14 protein-coding genes are annotated in these 16,125 nt (G+C 60.4%); 1 reads left to right on the top strand and 13 read right to left on the bottom strand.

Annotation, left to right across the window (positions count from 1 at the left end; all coding sequences use genetic code 11):
* Positions 1-3 precede the first annotated feature (3 nt).
* From VNL17_06775 to rdgB, 10 genes are read right to left on the bottom strand one after another with little or no spacing between them, the layout of a single operon-like run.
* A complete protein-coding gene (locus tag VNL17_06775) occupies positions 4-3,027 on the bottom strand; it encodes a DUF2723 domain-containing protein (protein ID HXI83778.1) in 3,024 nt (1,007 codons plus the stop codon).
* Positions 3,028-3,069: 42 nt separating this feature from the next.
* Positions 3,070-3,822 (bottom strand): polyprenol monophosphomannose synthase, encoded by a 753-nt coding sequence (locus tag VNL17_06780; GenBank protein HXI83779.1) that lies wholly within the window; start codon positions 3,820-3,822, stop codon positions 3,070-3,072.
* A 1-nt stretch (position 3,823) separates the two neighbouring features.
* Positions 3,824-5,476, bottom strand: a complete 1,653-nt coding sequence (locus VNL17_06785; GenBank protein HXI83780.1) for a glycosyltransferase family 39 protein — start codon at positions 5,474-5,476, stop codon at positions 3,824-3,826.
* Positions 5,473-7,116, bottom strand: coding sequence for a hypothetical protein (locus VNL17_06790; GenBank protein ID HXI83781.1), 1,644 nt, complete (start codon positions 7,114-7,116; stop codon positions 5,473-5,475). Before VNL17_06790 ends, VNL17_06785 begins: the two co-directional genes overlap by 4 nt.
* A complete protein-coding gene (locus VNL17_06795) occupies positions 7,113-7,865 on the bottom strand; it encodes a dolichyl-phosphate beta-glucosyltransferase (GenBank protein ID HXI83782.1) in 753 nt (250 codons plus the stop codon). Before VNL17_06795 ends, VNL17_06790 begins: the two co-directional genes overlap by 4 nt.
* A 7-nt stretch (positions 7,866-7,872) precedes the next feature.
* Positions 7,873-8,997, bottom strand: a complete 1,125-nt coding sequence (locus VNL17_06800; protein ID HXI83783.1) for an NAD-dependent epimerase/dehydratase family protein — start codon at positions 8,995-8,997, stop codon at positions 7,873-7,875.
* A 4-nt stretch (positions 8,998-9,001) separates the two neighbouring features.
* Entirely contained in the window at positions 9,002-9,601 is a 600-nt protein-coding gene (locus VNL17_06805; GenBank protein HXI83784.1) for an SIS domain-containing protein, read from the bottom strand.
* Complete coding sequence (locus VNL17_06810; protein HXI83785.1) at positions 9,602-10,582, bottom strand: GHMP kinase; 981 nt, start codon at positions 10,580-10,582, stop codon at positions 9,602-9,604. It lies immediately after the preceding gene.
* On the bottom strand, positions 10,579-11,295 hold the full coding sequence (locus VNL17_06815) for a nucleotidyltransferase family protein (GenBank protein ID HXI83786.1): 717 nt from the start codon (positions 11,293-11,295) through the stop codon (positions 10,579-10,581). The genes VNL17_06810 and VNL17_06815 overlap by 4 nt, the downstream gene beginning before the upstream one ends.
* Positions 11,292-11,942, bottom strand: a complete 651-nt coding sequence (gene rdgB, locus VNL17_06820; GenBank protein ID HXI83787.1) for an RdgB/HAM1 family non-canonical purine NTP pyrophosphatase — start codon at positions 11,940-11,942, stop codon at positions 11,292-11,294. Before rdgB ends, VNL17_06815 begins: the two co-directional genes overlap by 4 nt.
* A 135-nt stretch (positions 11,943-12,077) precedes the next feature.
* Here rdgB and VNL17_06825 point away from each other — a divergent pair, with 135 nt between their 5' ends.
* Positions 12,078-13,226 (top strand): MFS transporter, encoded by a 1,149-nt coding sequence (locus VNL17_06825; protein HXI83788.1) that lies wholly within the window; start codon positions 12,078-12,080, stop codon positions 13,224-13,226.
* On the opposite strand, the gene VNL17_06830 is transcribed toward VNL17_06825, so the two are convergent.
* The 3 genes from VNL17_06830 to fabF all read right to left on the bottom strand — a co-directional run.
* Entirely contained in the window at positions 13,216-14,262 is a 1,047-nt protein-coding gene (locus VNL17_06830; protein ID HXI83789.1) for a Gfo/Idh/MocA family oxidoreductase, read from the bottom strand. The genes VNL17_06825 and VNL17_06830 overlap by 11 nt on opposite strands.
* On the bottom strand, positions 14,259-15,029 hold the full coding sequence (locus tag VNL17_06835) for a ThuA domain-containing protein (GenBank protein HXI83790.1): 771 nt from the start codon (positions 15,027-15,029) through the stop codon (positions 14,259-14,261). The genes VNL17_06830 and VNL17_06835 overlap by 4 nt, the downstream gene beginning before the upstream one ends.
* Before the next feature lie 8 nt (positions 15,030-15,037).
* Positions 15,038-16,125, bottom strand: a 1,088-nt coding sequence (gene fabF / locus VNL17_06840; protein ID HXI83791.1) for a beta-ketoacyl-ACP synthase II, incomplete at its 5' end; no start/stop codon positions are given.

Here is a 16,125-nt window from a genome sequence, read left to right on the forward strand (position 1 = left end):
ACCTCAGTGCGTAATCCTGATCCCACCGGGCAGAACTGCGGAGGACGGCGGCTGGTTGGACTGCTGACCCAAAATTTGCTGAAAACGTGGGTGTTGACGGCAATTGTTCAGGCGTGGGTCGCGTCGGACCATGTCCAGAAGGTGATGGCCCGCGTCGTCCAGCGCAAGCGCGCGTGCCAGTGCCGCCACCGCTGCGTCGCAATTCTGTTGCGCGCTTTCCACCACGCAGAGACTATACCAGGCACCCTGGCTCTGCGGATAACGCTGTGCCATGACCGTCAGCAGGTCAATGGCGCGATCCGGCCGTCCGAGCGCAAGGTACCGCTGCGCGATTTGCAGGAAAATCTCGGCCGGCAGACTCGGGCGCGCGACCAGGGAGGTAACGAGTTCGTCGATGGAGTCCGTTCGCTGGTGCCGGGCGTAGGAATCGATGAGCAACAACGCCAGTGGCAGGTCGTCCGGCTGCGCCGCGTACTGCTGTTCCAGTTCGCGCTGCTCGCCCATCTGGCGCTTCAACTCGTCTACGATTCGGATCGCTTCCCGAATCCGCAAGTTGTACGGGTCATGCCTTTGGTACTCCTCCAGAACGGCCACGGCGTCATCAAAGCGCCCGGACTCCACGTAGAGCTGGGTGAGATGGAAGTTTCCATCGGGGCCGGCGGGACAGAGGGTAATGGCCTGCTTGTACGCATACTCCGCTTCCGCGGCCATGTGGCGGAACGCATAGAGACTGCCGATGGCCGTGCGAAGCTTGGAGAATGTTTCTTCCGCCACGTCGTCGCGGTTGAAACGCGGGTCGCGGTGCAGGTCCTCAAACAGCGCGTCCCAGTAAGCACGGTCGCGCGCCACCATGGCGGGGGTGATTTCTGGAAGCGGATCGCGGTTGATCTTCAGGATGATTCCATACGGTTCCAGGAACGGGTACAACCAGGGGATGGCGTAACTCTCCTCGATGTAAAGTGCATGCCGGTCCTTGTTGTGATCGAAAATCTCACGGATGACGTAACCGTTGACGGCCATAATACTGGCCAGCCCTTGCACGCTGACGCGGCCCCCTTCAACCTTCACGTCCTCTCCCGGCAGCTGTCGGCGCGTGCGAAGCTCTTCGAGGTATTGCTGCAACGCCGCCTGGAAATCGCTTTCTCCCGGCACCCAGATGGGCGTCTGCGGGTAGGCTTTCTCGCGGCCCAAACGTTGCCATGCGAGATCGAACACCGCCCGCTGCCAACCGTGACGATCCTGCAATGTCTCGGGATTCTTCGGGTCCGGCCGGCCGGCGCCATAATGGTCACGGACGGAATGCAGGTAGGTCCGCTCCGCGAGTGCATTCTGCGTGACAATATAAACGTCGCGACGATCGAACGTACTGCTCTCTGGATACTTCGCCAGTTGGGTCCTTGCGCGCGGGGGCACCTGGCTCTCGACGTAGATCATGTACGTCGGCACAAAGCGGCCCGGATCCGTGCCCCCAAACAGAATGGCGCCCTTCTCCATCTCGGGATAGCCGCCCCCCGGCTTGAACATACGATACCCAAATTGATAACCAAAATCATGGCCGCGCTCCTCGTTGTCCGCCCAGTTTGTCACGACCGACACCACTGGCAGGGCGCACACGAGAACCGCTATCGGCAGCGCGGCTCCCCGCATCCATGGCTTCTCGGAGAGGAGGTATCCCGCCCCAAGAATCAACCCGTAACCGATCCAGAGGGCGTACACGCAGTGGCACGGCAGGAAGAACACGCGATCGGCAAACTGTTTTTGCCTTTCAAATGTTGGATTGGAAAAAAAGATATATTCCAACCCCAGGAAAAGGAAAGCGATCAACAGGAACACCAACCAGTCCCGGTCCTCACGGGCGAGATCCCGATAGAAAAACAACGCCACGAGGGCAACCAGCGCATACACGATGTTGAACTGGGTCTTGAGGTCGTCGAAGAACATGTTGATCTGGCCCCAGAACTGCAACGCGGTGCGCTCGGCGTGGATTTTTTCGAATTGGCCGCCTGCGAAGTGGCGGACAAATCCCGCGACCGTGCGCGTATAACCCCAATTCATCGGCGGATCCGTCGCGGACGACAACGGCAGATACGCGTACAGCGCCAATCCAAGAATCACCGCCGCATACGTCGCGATGACCTGCCGCCACATCAACAGCAACCCGGACCCTTCTTTCCACAGCAGATACAACCACACTCCCGCGCCCACACCATGGGCCAGAATCCACGCCGCGGAGAAACCACCTTGGTGAAACAAGCTGCCGGGAGTTACGATCATCTTCAGGATCCCGAGCATGATCACCGCCAGGATGGGTGCGAGCAAGTCCCGCCCAAGCTTGCGGTCCGCCAGCCACACGAACGACGGCAAAGCCACAGTCAGCAGCACCAGCGTCTGGTGGTTCGTCAGGCTCACGCCCCACACGAACGCCGCCAGGTAAAGCCTCCCCCGCCGCTCCGTCTCGAAGCTCCAGCGATACAGCAGCGACAGCGTCACCATCAGGAAGAACGCGTTCAACGCGTACACCGCCGTGATCACTGACTGCGACCACATCACGGGTGAAAACGCCAGGATCAGCGCCGCTGACACAGCACTCGCGAGGATGATTCGTCCCAGCGCGCGTTCATCCGCTACCTGCTGCAAGAAACCACACCGCGACGCCATCACGCGCCCGCTCTTCGAGATCAGCAGGGCCGCGAACCCGACGGCCAGCGCGCCAAAGAACGCGGACATCAGGTTCATGCGCCAGGCAATACTGCCGAACGGAAGAATCCACTGCCAAATCCACGCGAGGATCGTCCACACCGGGTAACCCGGCGGATGCGGCACACCCAGATTGTGCGCCGCGGTCAGAAACCCGCCGGACTCTCCCAGCGTCACGCTTGGCGCCAATGTGTACCAATAACTCGCGAACGCCACGGTACTGGCGACCATGAACGCGGCCTTGTCGCCTACGCTGAAAAATGCCGTCGACTCGCACGAAGTCCCGTGAGCGGATCCCGTCGTCCCGGTCGGCTCTGGGGAATCACTCATGGTTGTGAGGCTTGGCGCATGCGCGAGGGGACTGGACCATCGTCACGCGTCGGTCTTCAACGTGGCGCGTGGCTTGCGTCGAAATCCGTGCGCGAATGCCAGCGACCACACCATCCACAGCGCCTCGCGCACGATGTGGCCGGACATCTTGGATTGGCCCGCGGAGCGGTCGGCGAACGTGATCGGAATCTCACGGATCCGGAAACCCTTCATCCATGCTTTGTGTGTCATCTCAATCTGGAAGGCGTAGCCGTTGCTCCGCACTTCATCGAGTTCAAGCGTCTCCAGCACCTTTCGGCGAAAGCATTTGAAGCCCCCGGTTGGGTCGTAGACGGGCAAACCCGTGATAATTCTGACATAATAAGAAGCCCCCTTGCTCAAAACGAGGCGCGAGAGCGGCCAGTTCACCACGCGCACGCCGTCGATGTAGCGCGAGCCGAGCACTAGGTCGGCTTCCTGGATCGCCTTCAACATGTTCGGGATCTCGCGCGGGTCGTGGGAAAAATCCGCGTCCATTTCGATGAGGTAGGCGTACCCGCGCGACAAGCCCCATTTGAACCCGGCAATGTACGCCGTGCCCAACCCCAGCTTCCCGGCCCGGCTCAACAGGTGCACACGCGGCTCGGCCTGTGCCATCTCGGTCACAATCGCCGCGGTACCGTCGGGCGAGTTATCATCCACCACCAGTATTTCGAGGTTCGGGACCTGCGACAACACCAACTCGACGATCGAGCGGATGTTCTCCCTCTCGTTGTACGTCGGAATGATGACCAATGCTCGTTCGTCCTGCGCCACGCTATTTCGCCTCCTTCACAAACCGCGGATTCGCCAGCACCAGATACGCGCCCTGATGAAACACCGCCGGCCAGTTCTCTTGTTGCGCCTGCTGGATCACTTCCCGTACGCCCCGTAGGCCGATGGTATACACCGCATCGATGCCCACTGGCAACTGCCCGGTTCGCCCGTCGGGCAGCGTCCGCTGCTCCACTCCGTACTCCAGCACGAGGAACTTCGCCTCCTCCAGCCGACAATCGAACCAGTAAAGTTCCTGCGGAATGTGCGTCGGCACCGGCATGTCATTGTCCACCCCTTTGTAGCGCGCACAAAAAGTCAACATGCTGCGGCGGTCGCATCGCGCCAGCCAGTAGATCTGCTTGGGCACAATCACAAAATCATCTTTCGCCGTGTGTGCGTTGACGTATGCCATGGCCGCCTCGGCGTCCGTCGCGGACTGCTGAGTCCACATGTCGATGCGGGTATGGAAATGGCTCCACGCACCGGCTGCCGACTGCAGACCGAAGCCGGCCAGCACGATACAGGCGACTCCCATTGCCGTCGCTTCCTTTGATTTTCCCGCAACCCGTTTCACCAACTCCCCGGCCCACGTCAGTACTCCGGCAAAACCCACCGCCATCAACGGCAGGAAGATCGTCGCGGGATAAAAGAACAAAGGCACATTGTTGAGCTTCTTGAACACGCCGTACATCAACACCAACAGCCAAAACGGCACCCACAACCGCAGTCGCCAATCACGCGTCGGGAGAAACACAAAACCAATCGCCGCCACGGTCAACCACCAATCATGTCCTGACCACGGCATCGGTGGCCCTTGTGTCGGCGTCTTGAAACTGAGCGTCCACACGTTCTCAATGAATCGCCCAATCTCGCCTCCGAAGGTCGGACGCGCCTCGTTGCTCGCAACGCTGGTCAACCGCCCCACCTGCGTCATCAGTTGTCCCCACCCGTGCGCCGCGCTATACCACAAGACAAACAGGCCCGCGTACGCGCACGCCAGCGCCCCGGCCACGATCACGTCCCGCCACGCGCGCGACGATTTCCATTCGCGCCAGTTCACCACGGCCACCGTGGCGACCACCGCCCCGACCAACGGGTATGTGAAATAATTCGTCGCCGTTGCCAACGAACAGAATACTCCCGCCCACGCCGCGTCATGCAGGCGTTTCTCCTGGACATAGCGAATCAAAAAACCGACCGCCGCCAAAGCCAGGACACCAGACATCGGATGGGAGCGCACCCAGCGGAAATTTATGTTGGCCTCGGAGTAAACCAGGAATGCGGCCGCGCAAAGAAAACCAAAGTTCTTGTCGCGAAGCCGCGTGCCGATCCAAAACAGCAGCGCCCCCGCCACCAGCGCCGTCACCGCGCCCAGCGCGCGGGCCACGACAATGTCGTTGCCGAACATACGCAGCAATGCGCCGTTCACCATCATGTAGAGTGGCGGGTACGGGTACGGGAAAATAAAATCGTCCACGATGGGCCCAATCCGCGGCGTTCCGTGGATAAACGTCCAGGATTTCTCCATCCACTCGCCCTCGTCGCCGTACCAGTTTGGGTTCGTCCGCAGGTTCGGGAGAAAAAGCAGCGCCCATAACGCCACCAACACAAAAGCGGTGTTACGCTCCCCCTTCGTCTTGAATGGCAACTTCATGGCCGGTTGATGAGATAAACGCGCATCGGACCAAAATTGGTGCTTGGGCCGCCAAAGTTAACGCGACTGGCATCGAAACTCGTCCGGTTGTCGTCCACAACAAGCACGACGGCATTGGTGGCCAGTACATCTCCGTGACCGCTTAGCATCGCTAGAAAGGGCAAATCTTGCTGCGCCAGTTCCGTTCGCTGCCAATGGTCCATCTGCAATAGCCGGTTTTCTTTGACAAGCTTCTCGGTGTCAGTCTGCGCCGCCACAAATCTCGCCGCCGCCTCCTTAAAGCCAAGTCCGGACCCATACGTGCCCTGCGCCCCTCCATAACGGCTCAGATACGCATCCACGTCCAGCGTGAAAAGAATGTTGCCCGCCAGAAACACCGCCGCAACACCCATCAGGATTTTCGCCGGTACCGCGCGTGGACTCAGCGCCCCAAAAATCAGAAAGAACACGGGGTACATAATCACGTAGTACGACAAATACGTCCAGAGCCCTGCCACGAGGTATACGGCCAGCGGCACAATAAACCAGAGCGCCAAAATCCATGCCCGTTTCGACTCTTCATCCGCTGTCACGTCGCGACGCAGCAAAGTCTTCCCCGACTTCACTGCCACCACGCAGAACCACGCCAATGCCGCGAGAAATGCCAGCCGCTGCAATCCCGGCAACCACGCGCCGAACGTCAGCGTCGAGTCGAAATACTGGTTTTGCCCCGTGCCCTTGCCGACCCAAATACGAGTGGGATCAAATTCCTTGCTGGTGCTCAACCCCAGCACGTCCTCGATCTCCCCGGCGTTCATGATCGCCAGCGCATGCTGCCACGCTTCAGACGGTCGTCGCGGAAACGGATAACCGCTTTGCGGGCTGATTGTCATTCCCAGCGGAAGCTGGCTCCAGCGGCTGCTGCTGCGCTCTTCCGACATCCGCTTCCATTCCGCCCAGCCGTTCTTCTGTTGCGCCATCACGTAGGGCACGGCCAACACCGCCGCCAACGCAACGCCGGCGACCGCCAGCCGCCAATCGATCTTCGGCCGCAAGAGCAGCAGAATTGCCACCACTGTCGCCGTCAAGGCGAACCCGCTGTAGTGAATTTGGATCACGCACAGCGGCAGACACAACACCCAAAATACCGCTTTCGGTTTTTTCCCGAGAATGAGCGCGTGCATCGCCCAGATGGTCGCAGTGGCAAAGACCGGCACGAAATCCTGCGCCCAAATCTTCCGGGAATAAATGACCGCCCACGGCGCGGTGGCGAACAATGCCGACGCCACCAGGCCTGCCAACGAACCGTAATATTTTCGCCCGATCCACCAGGTCGCGACCACCGCGGCCAGCCCCAGGCCGGCAATCAGGCAACACACCCCCGCAATGCTCGAGGTAATGAAAAACATCGGGATTAACAGCCAGATGAACAGCGGTGGATTCGAGACACCCACGCTCGACATCAAGCCCGACGTCGGCAGTTTGCCGCCCCGCACGAACTCCAACGCCCGATTCGCCGCGAAGGCCTCGTCCCCTTTGAACTCCAGTAGTTCCAGGTGTTGAAATCTCAGCCACGCGCCAACCGCGACAATCGCCGCGAGGATCAGCCACTCCGCCTTGGGGGAAAGCGGAATGTCGGACTTTGGGAGCGGCGCGCTCAACGCGTTCTCGCCTTCAGCGCCCAACCGATTTTTTGGGCCCGGTTGATTCGAAACAGCTCGAGCCAGATGTTGATCGCGCGGCGCAAATTGTAGGGGATGCGCGTGTCGGGATCGTGCACCCATTGCACTGCGACCTCCGCGATTCGGTACCCTTCCCGCGTCGCCACCGCCAGCATCTCCATATCGAAGATCGCCGAGTCCGATGTGACCTGCGGGAAAACTTTCTGCGCCACTTCACGCCTCATGGCCTTGAAACCGCATTGGGTATCGTACAGGCCGCGGATACAAAGGATCCTCGTGCCGACCCCGAAAAGCCTCCCGGCCAGGGCGCGATACCAAACTTGGGGTTGTTCCACCAGCGCGCCGGGCACCGCTCGCGAGCCGATTGCGATATCGAAACCCTCGCGCTCCAGTTTCGGAAGCAGTTTCTCGACCTCTGTGATCGGCGTGCTTTGGTCCGCATCGGTGAAGAGAGCGAATTCGCCGCGGGCGTCGAGCATGCCCGCTCTCACCGCCCCGCCTTTACCGCGATTCGGGTTGAGGTCAATCAGTCGCAGCATCGGGAATCCGTTCGACAGTTCACGCGCTACCTGCGCCGTGTCGTCCCGGCTGCCGTCGTTAACAACAATGATCTCGAACGGCTGCCCCTTCGATTGCAGAAACTTGACAATGCCGGGCACGAAACGTTTGAGCCGCTCCTGTTCGTTGTAAGCGGGAATCACGACCGACAGGTAGGGGCGCGCTTCCATCAGCGGTTCAGGTTGCTTTCCTCAGTGCGCCCATTTCGCGCAACTTCGCCAGCGCTTCCGCCGCGTAATCCTTCTCCAGGTTCTGCCGGCGAATCCATTCGACATAATCGCGCACGCTGTCGCGCGGGGACTTGGTCGGTTGCCAGCCGAGACGCTGGAGTTTGGAAATATCCGAGACGCTGTGGCGCGTATCGCCGACCCGGTATTCGCCGCTGATGTTTGGTTCTAGGTTCACACCCAGGGTTTCGGCGACAATGCCCGCGAACTCGACAACGGTGTACCCACGGCCACCGCCAACATTAAACACCTCATAGTTTGCCGCGTCGCTTTCTAGGACGAGCAGGTTGGCGCGAGCGACATCGCCCACGTTCACGTAATCCCGCAGCTGCTGACCGTCTTCGAACACCGACGGGCGTTGCCTCTTCATCATCTGCAATGTGAAGATGCGCAGCACGCCCGAGTAGGCGTTGCGAAACGATTGGTGTGGCCCCTGTACGATCGAGTAACGCAGCGCGACGCTGGGAATGCCATAGTTGCGGCCCAGCGCGACCGCCATCAACTCCTGCGAGTATTTCGCGATCGAGTACTGGTTCTTTGGTCCCGCATGCGTCTCCAGCAGTGTCAACGATTGGATCGGCCCGCCGCACTTTGGACAAACAGGTTCCCACAGACCCTTTGCCAGTCGCTGCGGTTCGCGTCCGTCAGGAAACACCTCTCCATCTTTCGTGCACTGATAGCGCCCCTCGCCGTAAACAAACTGGCTGCTGGCAACCACAACTTTCCGCACCGGCAATTTCTCGGCAACGATTAGTTCATACAAGAGCGCAGTCCCAACCGAGTTGACATGGAAGAACTGCGAGAAATTCGGCAACAAATCCTGGTACGCGGCGAGATGAATGACGACGTCGACTCCGCGCAGTGCTCTGGCCCAGTCTTCGCGGTTGCGCACGTCGCCGGCCACGCGCTCGACGTCGCCCGACAACCAATCGGGCCACATGCCGTCGCCGATGTGCACCGGTGGCGTAAGATTATCCAGTACACGAACCTTGTAGCCAGCGTGCAGGAGTTCGACCGCTGTGTGCGATCCAATAAAACCCGCCCCGCCTGTGATCAGCGCCAGACCTTTACCCATGCGCTTACCGGGAATGTGTTTCCTTCAGTTTTTCGTACAGGTAACCCGTGATGATGTGGTCGAGAATCATGTGAACGTCTTCCACGGGACCGTATCCATCCGAGGGAACGACGAAGGATATGTCCGCCAGCTTCGCCAGCTTGCCGCCGCCGAATCCAGTCAGGCCGATCACTTTCACGCCAATCTGTTTCGCCGCTTCGACAGCAGCGAGAATATTGGGCGAGTTGCCAGAGGCGGAGATCGCAACGAGCAGATCGCCCCGCTCCGCCAGGTTCTTCAACGGTTCGCTGAAAATGTGATTGTAATCCGTGTCATTCGCCCATGCGGTCATCAGCGAGACGTTGTCGGTCAGCGCGATGACGCGCAACCGCGGCCACGGGGCATCCCCTTTATGGCCCAACGTGCCCTTGCACAGATCGTTCATCATGTGCGACGCCGTCGCCGCGCTGCCACCGTTGCCGATCACAAAGACCTGCTGCCGGTTGTTCTGCGCCAGCTCGATGGCCTGGATGATTTCGTCAACCGGTTCCAGCGGTATGCGATCCAGCACGTCTTTCAATCCCTTGATGTAATCTTTCGCGAATTCGCCTGCCTTTTTCATCATTCAATACCTTTGCATATTCACAACAATCCGACTGCCGCCACGCTCCAATCGAAAGGGCATCTCGCGGAGGTTGGCCAGCGCGTGCCGCACTGCCTGCCGTTTATCACTGGGCACGCATAAGAGAAAAAAACCGCCACCACCCGCGCCGGAAATCTTGCCACCCAGTGCCCCGGCCTTCACGGCCCGTTCATAAACCTCATCCAGGTCCGTGCTGCTGACGCCTTGCGCGAGCTTCCGTTTGGCTTCCCAACCTTGGTGAAGGATCGCGCCCAACCCATCGATGTCGGACGCCTCAATCAATTGCCGCACCTGCCGCGCTTGTTCCGCCATTTGCTGCAGCACCTCGACCTTGCCGCCAATGTTGGATTTCTGCTGCGAAAGAATGCTCGAGGCCTGCCGCGTTTTGCCTGTGTAGAACAGCATCAGCATATTGTCGAGGTCTTCGAGCACCGTGCGGGTTGTCTTTACCGACGTGACCTTCACCGCGCGGCCCGGGCCAAATTCAAAACAGCGCAGGCCGCCGTATGCCGCAATGTACTGGTCCTGCACACCGATGGGCTTGCCCAAAATGCCAATCTCGATCTCGCAGGCCTCACTCGCCAATTGCTCGATCGTGGGTGTGGCGCCGACGTGATGATATAGCGCATTAAGCACCCCCACCGTGACGCTGCTCGATGATCCCAGCCCTGATCCTTCCGCGGGAATGTCGGAGAGAAAGGAAATCTCAATCCCCTTCTGCACCCCGACCTTGCGCATGGCTTCGCGCACCAGTTCGTGCTCGATCTGGTCCACTGACTCTACGATTTCCTTCTTCGTCCAATTGACGTAGATCTTGTCGTCGAACCGTTCCTTGGCGATGCAATACACGTACTTGTCGATGGCCGTGCTGACCACGCACCCGCCGTGCTGTTCAAAGAAGTCGGGGAAATCCGTCCCGCCGCCGGCCAGCGAGATTCGCAATGGTGTCTGCGTGATGATCAATTCAACACTCCCTGTTCGAAATCGTGCTGCGCTTTCGCCAACCGCTCGGGCGTGCCCACGTCCTGGATGTACGCCTCGGGCTTCATCGCGTACACCGGCCGTCCTTCGGCCAGTAACCTCGGAAACACGTCCTTTCCAAAATCGTAAAATTGCCCCGCCGGAATCATTTCCAGCACGGATGGTTCGATGACGAAAATACCAGCGCTGATTAGGTTTGTCGAAACCTGTTTCGGGTCGGGCTTTTCGACAAATCGCAGCACCCGGCCGTTCGAATCCGTCTCGACCACCCCACCCGTCCACGGCTCAGGCGACGCAAACAACGCCACCGTTGCCAGCGCCTGGCGTGCTCGATGAAACTCAATCAGGGGCGCGAATTCGACCTGCACCAGGTTGTCGCCGTAAAACACAAGGAACGTCCCATCAAGCAGTTCACGTTCCATCTTCTTTACCGCGCCGGCGGTACCCAACAGCTCCGGCTCGCGCGAGTAGATGATTCTTACGCCGAACCGACTGCCATCCCCAAAGTAACTGGTGATCTTCTCGGGAAGGTAGTGCAAGTTGACGATCAGTTCGCGGACACCCTGCCGCTTGAACAGCCCCAAGTGATGCTCCAGCAAGGGCTTGCCACCCACCGGCACCATCACCTTGGGGAGGTCCAGGCCGAGCGAGCGCAGTCGCGTGCCCAGTCCCGCGGCCAGGATAAAGGCCTTCATACCCGCTCGCGCTGCGGCGGTGGAGGCGGAGAATCATCGGCGCCGGCGCTGCGCTCGCGCAGATAGCGGGACAATACCGCCCACGCCTTTTGCATCGCCTTCGCGCGATGGCTGATGCGGTTCTTCACTTCCGGCGAAAGTTCCGCGAAGGTCTTCGTCTGGCCATCGGCGATGAAGAGCGGATCGTATCCGAATCCGCCGCCACCGCGCTCCGCTTCGAGGATTGTCCCATTACAGATGCCTTCTACGCACTCGCACAACCCGTTCTCGTCGGCGATCGCCACCACGCAACGAAATCGTGCCGTCCGCTTGTCATACGGTACGCCTTCGAGCCGCTGGAGCAATTTCTTGTTGTTCTCGTGATACGTCGCGTCCTCGCCGGCGAACCGTGCGGACCTCACGCCGGGCTCGCCCTTCAATGCGTCCACTTCCAGCCCCGTATCATCGGCCAGCGTCAACTTCTTCGCCACCCGTGCCGTCTCGACCGCCTTCTTGATCGCGTTATCGCGGATCGTTGCGCCGTCCTCCACGATTTCCGGCAGCCCGCGAATGCTCGATGCCGGGACGGCCTCCAACGGCAGGTCCTTCAGCAAAGCCGCTAGCTCTTTCAATTTGTGTTTGTTGCGCGAGGCGACAAGTAGTTGCATGGCCGCGCATTATACCGCTCCTCCGCCAAAAATGAAGGATAGAGTGTATTCCGCTGCCGCACGCTGTTTGTGGACCGAGCCTGGCGATTCCGCTTGTCCGTTCCCGAAGGTGCGGCGTATCCTGCGCGCTCTCATATGAGCCAGCTTCTGATCCTTTATCTCGTCTCTCTGCTGATGGATATGAGCGTGGCGGGCGTGGTATTCGCCATCGGCCGACGCGCGGCGGAGTTGGGCGCGAGCGCGGCGCAGCTTGGTTGGCTCGGTGCAGTGTGGATTGGCGTCTATGCTATGCTGGCGCTGGTGACGGGCCGATACTCCGACCGTGTCGGACGCCGCCAATTGGCGCTCGTCGGCTGCCTCATTGCAGGAAGCATGGCGTTCGCGTGTTCGCTGACAACCCAGATCGGCTTGCTCCTGTTGTTCAGTGCCTTCTTCGGCATCGGCCTGGCGTGCTTCTGGCCGTCGATCATCGCCTGGCTCGGGGAAGGACTCAGCGGACACAAACTCGCGGTCCGCCTGACCACTTTCGGAGTGGCGTGGAACCTTGGCCTTCTGCTCGGGTTTCTGCTTTCCGGCATTCTCTTTAAGCACGGGCCGAAACTGGCATTCTATGCGTCCGCAGGGTCAATCTATCTGATTGCGGTCCTACTGCTCCTCCCCACCAGGCAATCGGAAGGCAACAATGAATTCACTGCCGCAGACCCGGCTCCGCACATCCCCAGAGGTCGCGGTTTTCGCAAGACGGCATGGTTGGCGAATTTTGCGACAAATTTCGCGCTGGCCGGCACCACGGCGTTGTTCCCGCAGCTCGCGATGCATCTCGGTATCAGCGCGGATGTGCATGGCGCGCTACTCGCCGCCGGTCGCGGTGCGGCACTCGCGGCGTTCGTAGCGCTGCAACTCCTTGTGTTCTGGCGGACGCGGCTCTGGCCGCTGTGGGTGGCGCAATTGGGCTGCGCGGCGAGCCTCGTGTGGATCGCGCTCGCGCATGCTACGTGGATGTTCGCCGCGGCGTGGATCGTCGGCGGCGTCGTGTCCGGCTACTCGTACCAGGCGAGCATTTACTTCACGCTCGAAGAGATGACCGAAAAAGGCAAAGGCAGCGGGTTCCACGAGGCCATCATCGGAAGCGGAATGTTCGTCGGTCCGGTGCTGGCGGGTTGGGTCGGGAGCCACCACTCACTGCGCGCGCCTTATTTCTTTTGCGCAGCCGTGCTCGTCGTGCTGATCGTCGTTCAGATGGCGCTGGTGTGGACGCGCCGACACTCCGCCGCTACCGCTTGATTTGCACCGGCTGACCGCTCGCGGCGCTCTCGTAAATCGCGTCGAGCAACTCCATCACGATCAGCCCTTCCTCGGCGGTGGCGATATGCGGTTTGTCCTGCAGGATGCTGTCGATGAAATGGTGAAACTGGGTGGGCACGTCAGGGCCGGGCGGATGATGCAGTTTCATATCGTAATGCGCGCCGTCGCGTTCGAGGAAAAGTTCCGCCTCGAACTTGTACCCTTCCCCGACATTCCGATGCACCGCGCCGCCAACCGTTCCCAACAGCCGCGTCTCCATGAGCTCCTGCTCGGCGATATACGCCGCCCACGAAGCCTCCAACTCCAGCGTCGCGCCATTCTGAAATTTGACCAGCGCCACTCCGAGGTCCTCAACATCGAACGTTGCGCCTTTTTCCTTCGCGATGCGCGAGCCTATCGCGTTGTAGGTGCTTGCCAGCACCCACACGGGTTTCGGGTAACCCATTAACCACAATGCCAGGTCCAGCCGATGCACGCCAAGATCGATGATCGGCCCGCCGCCCGCCAGCGCTTTCTGTCCGAACCAGCCGCCAAAACCCGGAATCCCGCGCCGGCGATGCCAGATCGTGCGGGCAAAGTAAATATCGCCCAGCGCGCCCGCGTCGACCTGCGCTTTCAGCGCCCAGGACGGCGTGGAGAAGCGGTAGGAAAAATTGATCATCAGCCGTTTCCCCGCGCGCTGCGCCGCGTCCCGCATCGCGCGCGCTTCCGCGGTGTTCATCGCCATCGGCTTCTCGCAGAGCACATGGCAACCGGCCTCCAGGGCCGCGATCGTGAGCGGTTTGTGAAACTTGTTCGGCGTGCACACGCTCACGATGTCGAGCTTCTCTTGCGCAAGCATCTCCGCTGCGTCGCGATAACGGTGCGCAATCTTGTACTCGTCGCCCGACGCTTTCAGGCGCGTCTCGTCAAGGTCGGCGATGGCGACGACCTCCGCGTTCGAGTGCGATTGATAACCGCGAATGTGGCTCCGCCCAATGCCCAGGCCGATGATGCCGATGCGAAGTTTGTTCACTGCCGCACTCCCGCGCGGCCAAACTGCACCGCCTTCTTCTTGATCGGCTCCAGCGCGGGCGAATTCGGCGCCTTGTCGGTCGCCATCGTTACGCGGCGACGTGCCCAGCGGCAGGCGTTTCCAATCACCCGAATCACATTGGCATCGTGGTACGTCGGATACGTCTCGTGTCCGGGACGAAAATAGAAGACGCGGCCGTTACCGCGGTCCCAACAACAACCGCTGCGGAACACCTCACCGCCCTCGAACCACGAAACAAAAATGAGCTTATCCGGTTCGGGAATATCGAAACGCTCACCGTACATTTCCTCGTAGGGCAATTCAAAATATTCGCCCAGGCCTTCCGTGATGGGATGACCCGGCGCCAGGTTCCAGAAACGTTCCTTCTCGTCGGCCTCGCGCCACTTCAGGGAGCAATTCGTCCCCATCAATGCGCGAAAAATCTTCGAATAATGGCCGGAATGCAGCACGATCAATCCCATCCCCGCTAGCACCTGCTGCTGCACGCGCTTCACCACGTCGTCCTTCACGTCCCCATGCGCGACGTGCCCCCACCAAACGAGCACATCGGTCTCTTTCAGCACGGTCTCCGTCAGCCCATGCTCCGGTTCGTCGAGGGTCGCCGTGCGGCAAACCAAATCCTTCGCGCTCGCCAGCCCCTTGGCAATCGTCACGTGCATGCCATCGGGATAAACCTTCTTCACCGCCTCGTTCTTGCGCTCGTGGCGGAATTCATTCCAAATCGTAACGCGAACTTTCGTACTCATCGTGCGCTTCACTCGTGCCGCTTGACGATGATCGTGGCGTTGTGGCCGCCGAACCCCAGCGAATTATTCAGGCAGACATCGACCTTCATCTGCCGGGCCTTGTTGGGCACGTAGTCGAGATCGCATTCCGGATCGGGATTCTCGTAGTTGATGGTCGGCGGAACGATGCCATCACGAATCGCCAGCGCGCAGGCCGCCGTTTCAACCGCACCCGCCGCGCCGAGCAGATGGCCGGTCATGGACTTGGTGGAACTGACCGCCAGCTTCTTCGCGTGTGCGCCGAAGACCTTTTTGATCGCCTGCGTTTCGCACTTGTCACCAACGGGCGTCGAGGTGCCGTGGGCATTGATGTAATCAACCTGTTCAGGGTTGAGCCCGGCGTGCCCCAGGGCCATCGCCATGGAACGCGCGGCCCCTTCGCCCTCAGGTGCGGGCGCGCTCATGTGGTAGGCGTCACCCGTGATGCCGTAGCCGGCGACCTCACAATAGATCTTCGCGTGCCGTTTGCGGGCGTGTTCGAGCGATTCGAGAATGCACACACCCGCCCCTTCCCCCATCACAAAACCATCGCGCTGGGCGTCGAACGGTCGGCTGGCGCGCTCGGGTTCACTGTTGCGGGTGCTCATGGCTTTCATGGCGCAGAAACCCGCGTACCCCATTTGCGTGACTGCGGCCTCGCTGCCGCCGGCGATCATGATATCGGCATCATTATGAACAATCGCCCGCGCCGCCTCCCCCAACGCATGCGTCGCGGTGGCACACGCGGAAACAACGGCGAGGTTCGGCCCCTTCGCGCCGAGCAACATCGACACATACCCGCTGGCCATGTTGACGATGAGCATCGGGATCATGAACGGCGAGACGCGGCCCGGGCCTTTGCGGATGAGGTTCCCCACCTGCTCTTCAATGGTTTCCATGCCGCCAATGCCGGAGCCGATGAGCACACCCACGCGGTTGGCGTCCTCCTTGGCCATCTCGATGCCCGCATCCACGACCGCCTTCTTGGCGGCCCCAACGGCGTACTGCACGAACCGATCGGTGCGCCGCGTCTCCTTGAGAGGCATGAAGTCTTCCGGCTTAAAGTCGCGCACTTCGC

The organism is Verrucomicrobiia bacterium (assembly GCA_035577545.1).
GTDB lineage: Bacteria > Verrucomicrobiota > Verrucomicrobiia > Palsa-1439 > Palsa-1439 > Palsa-1439.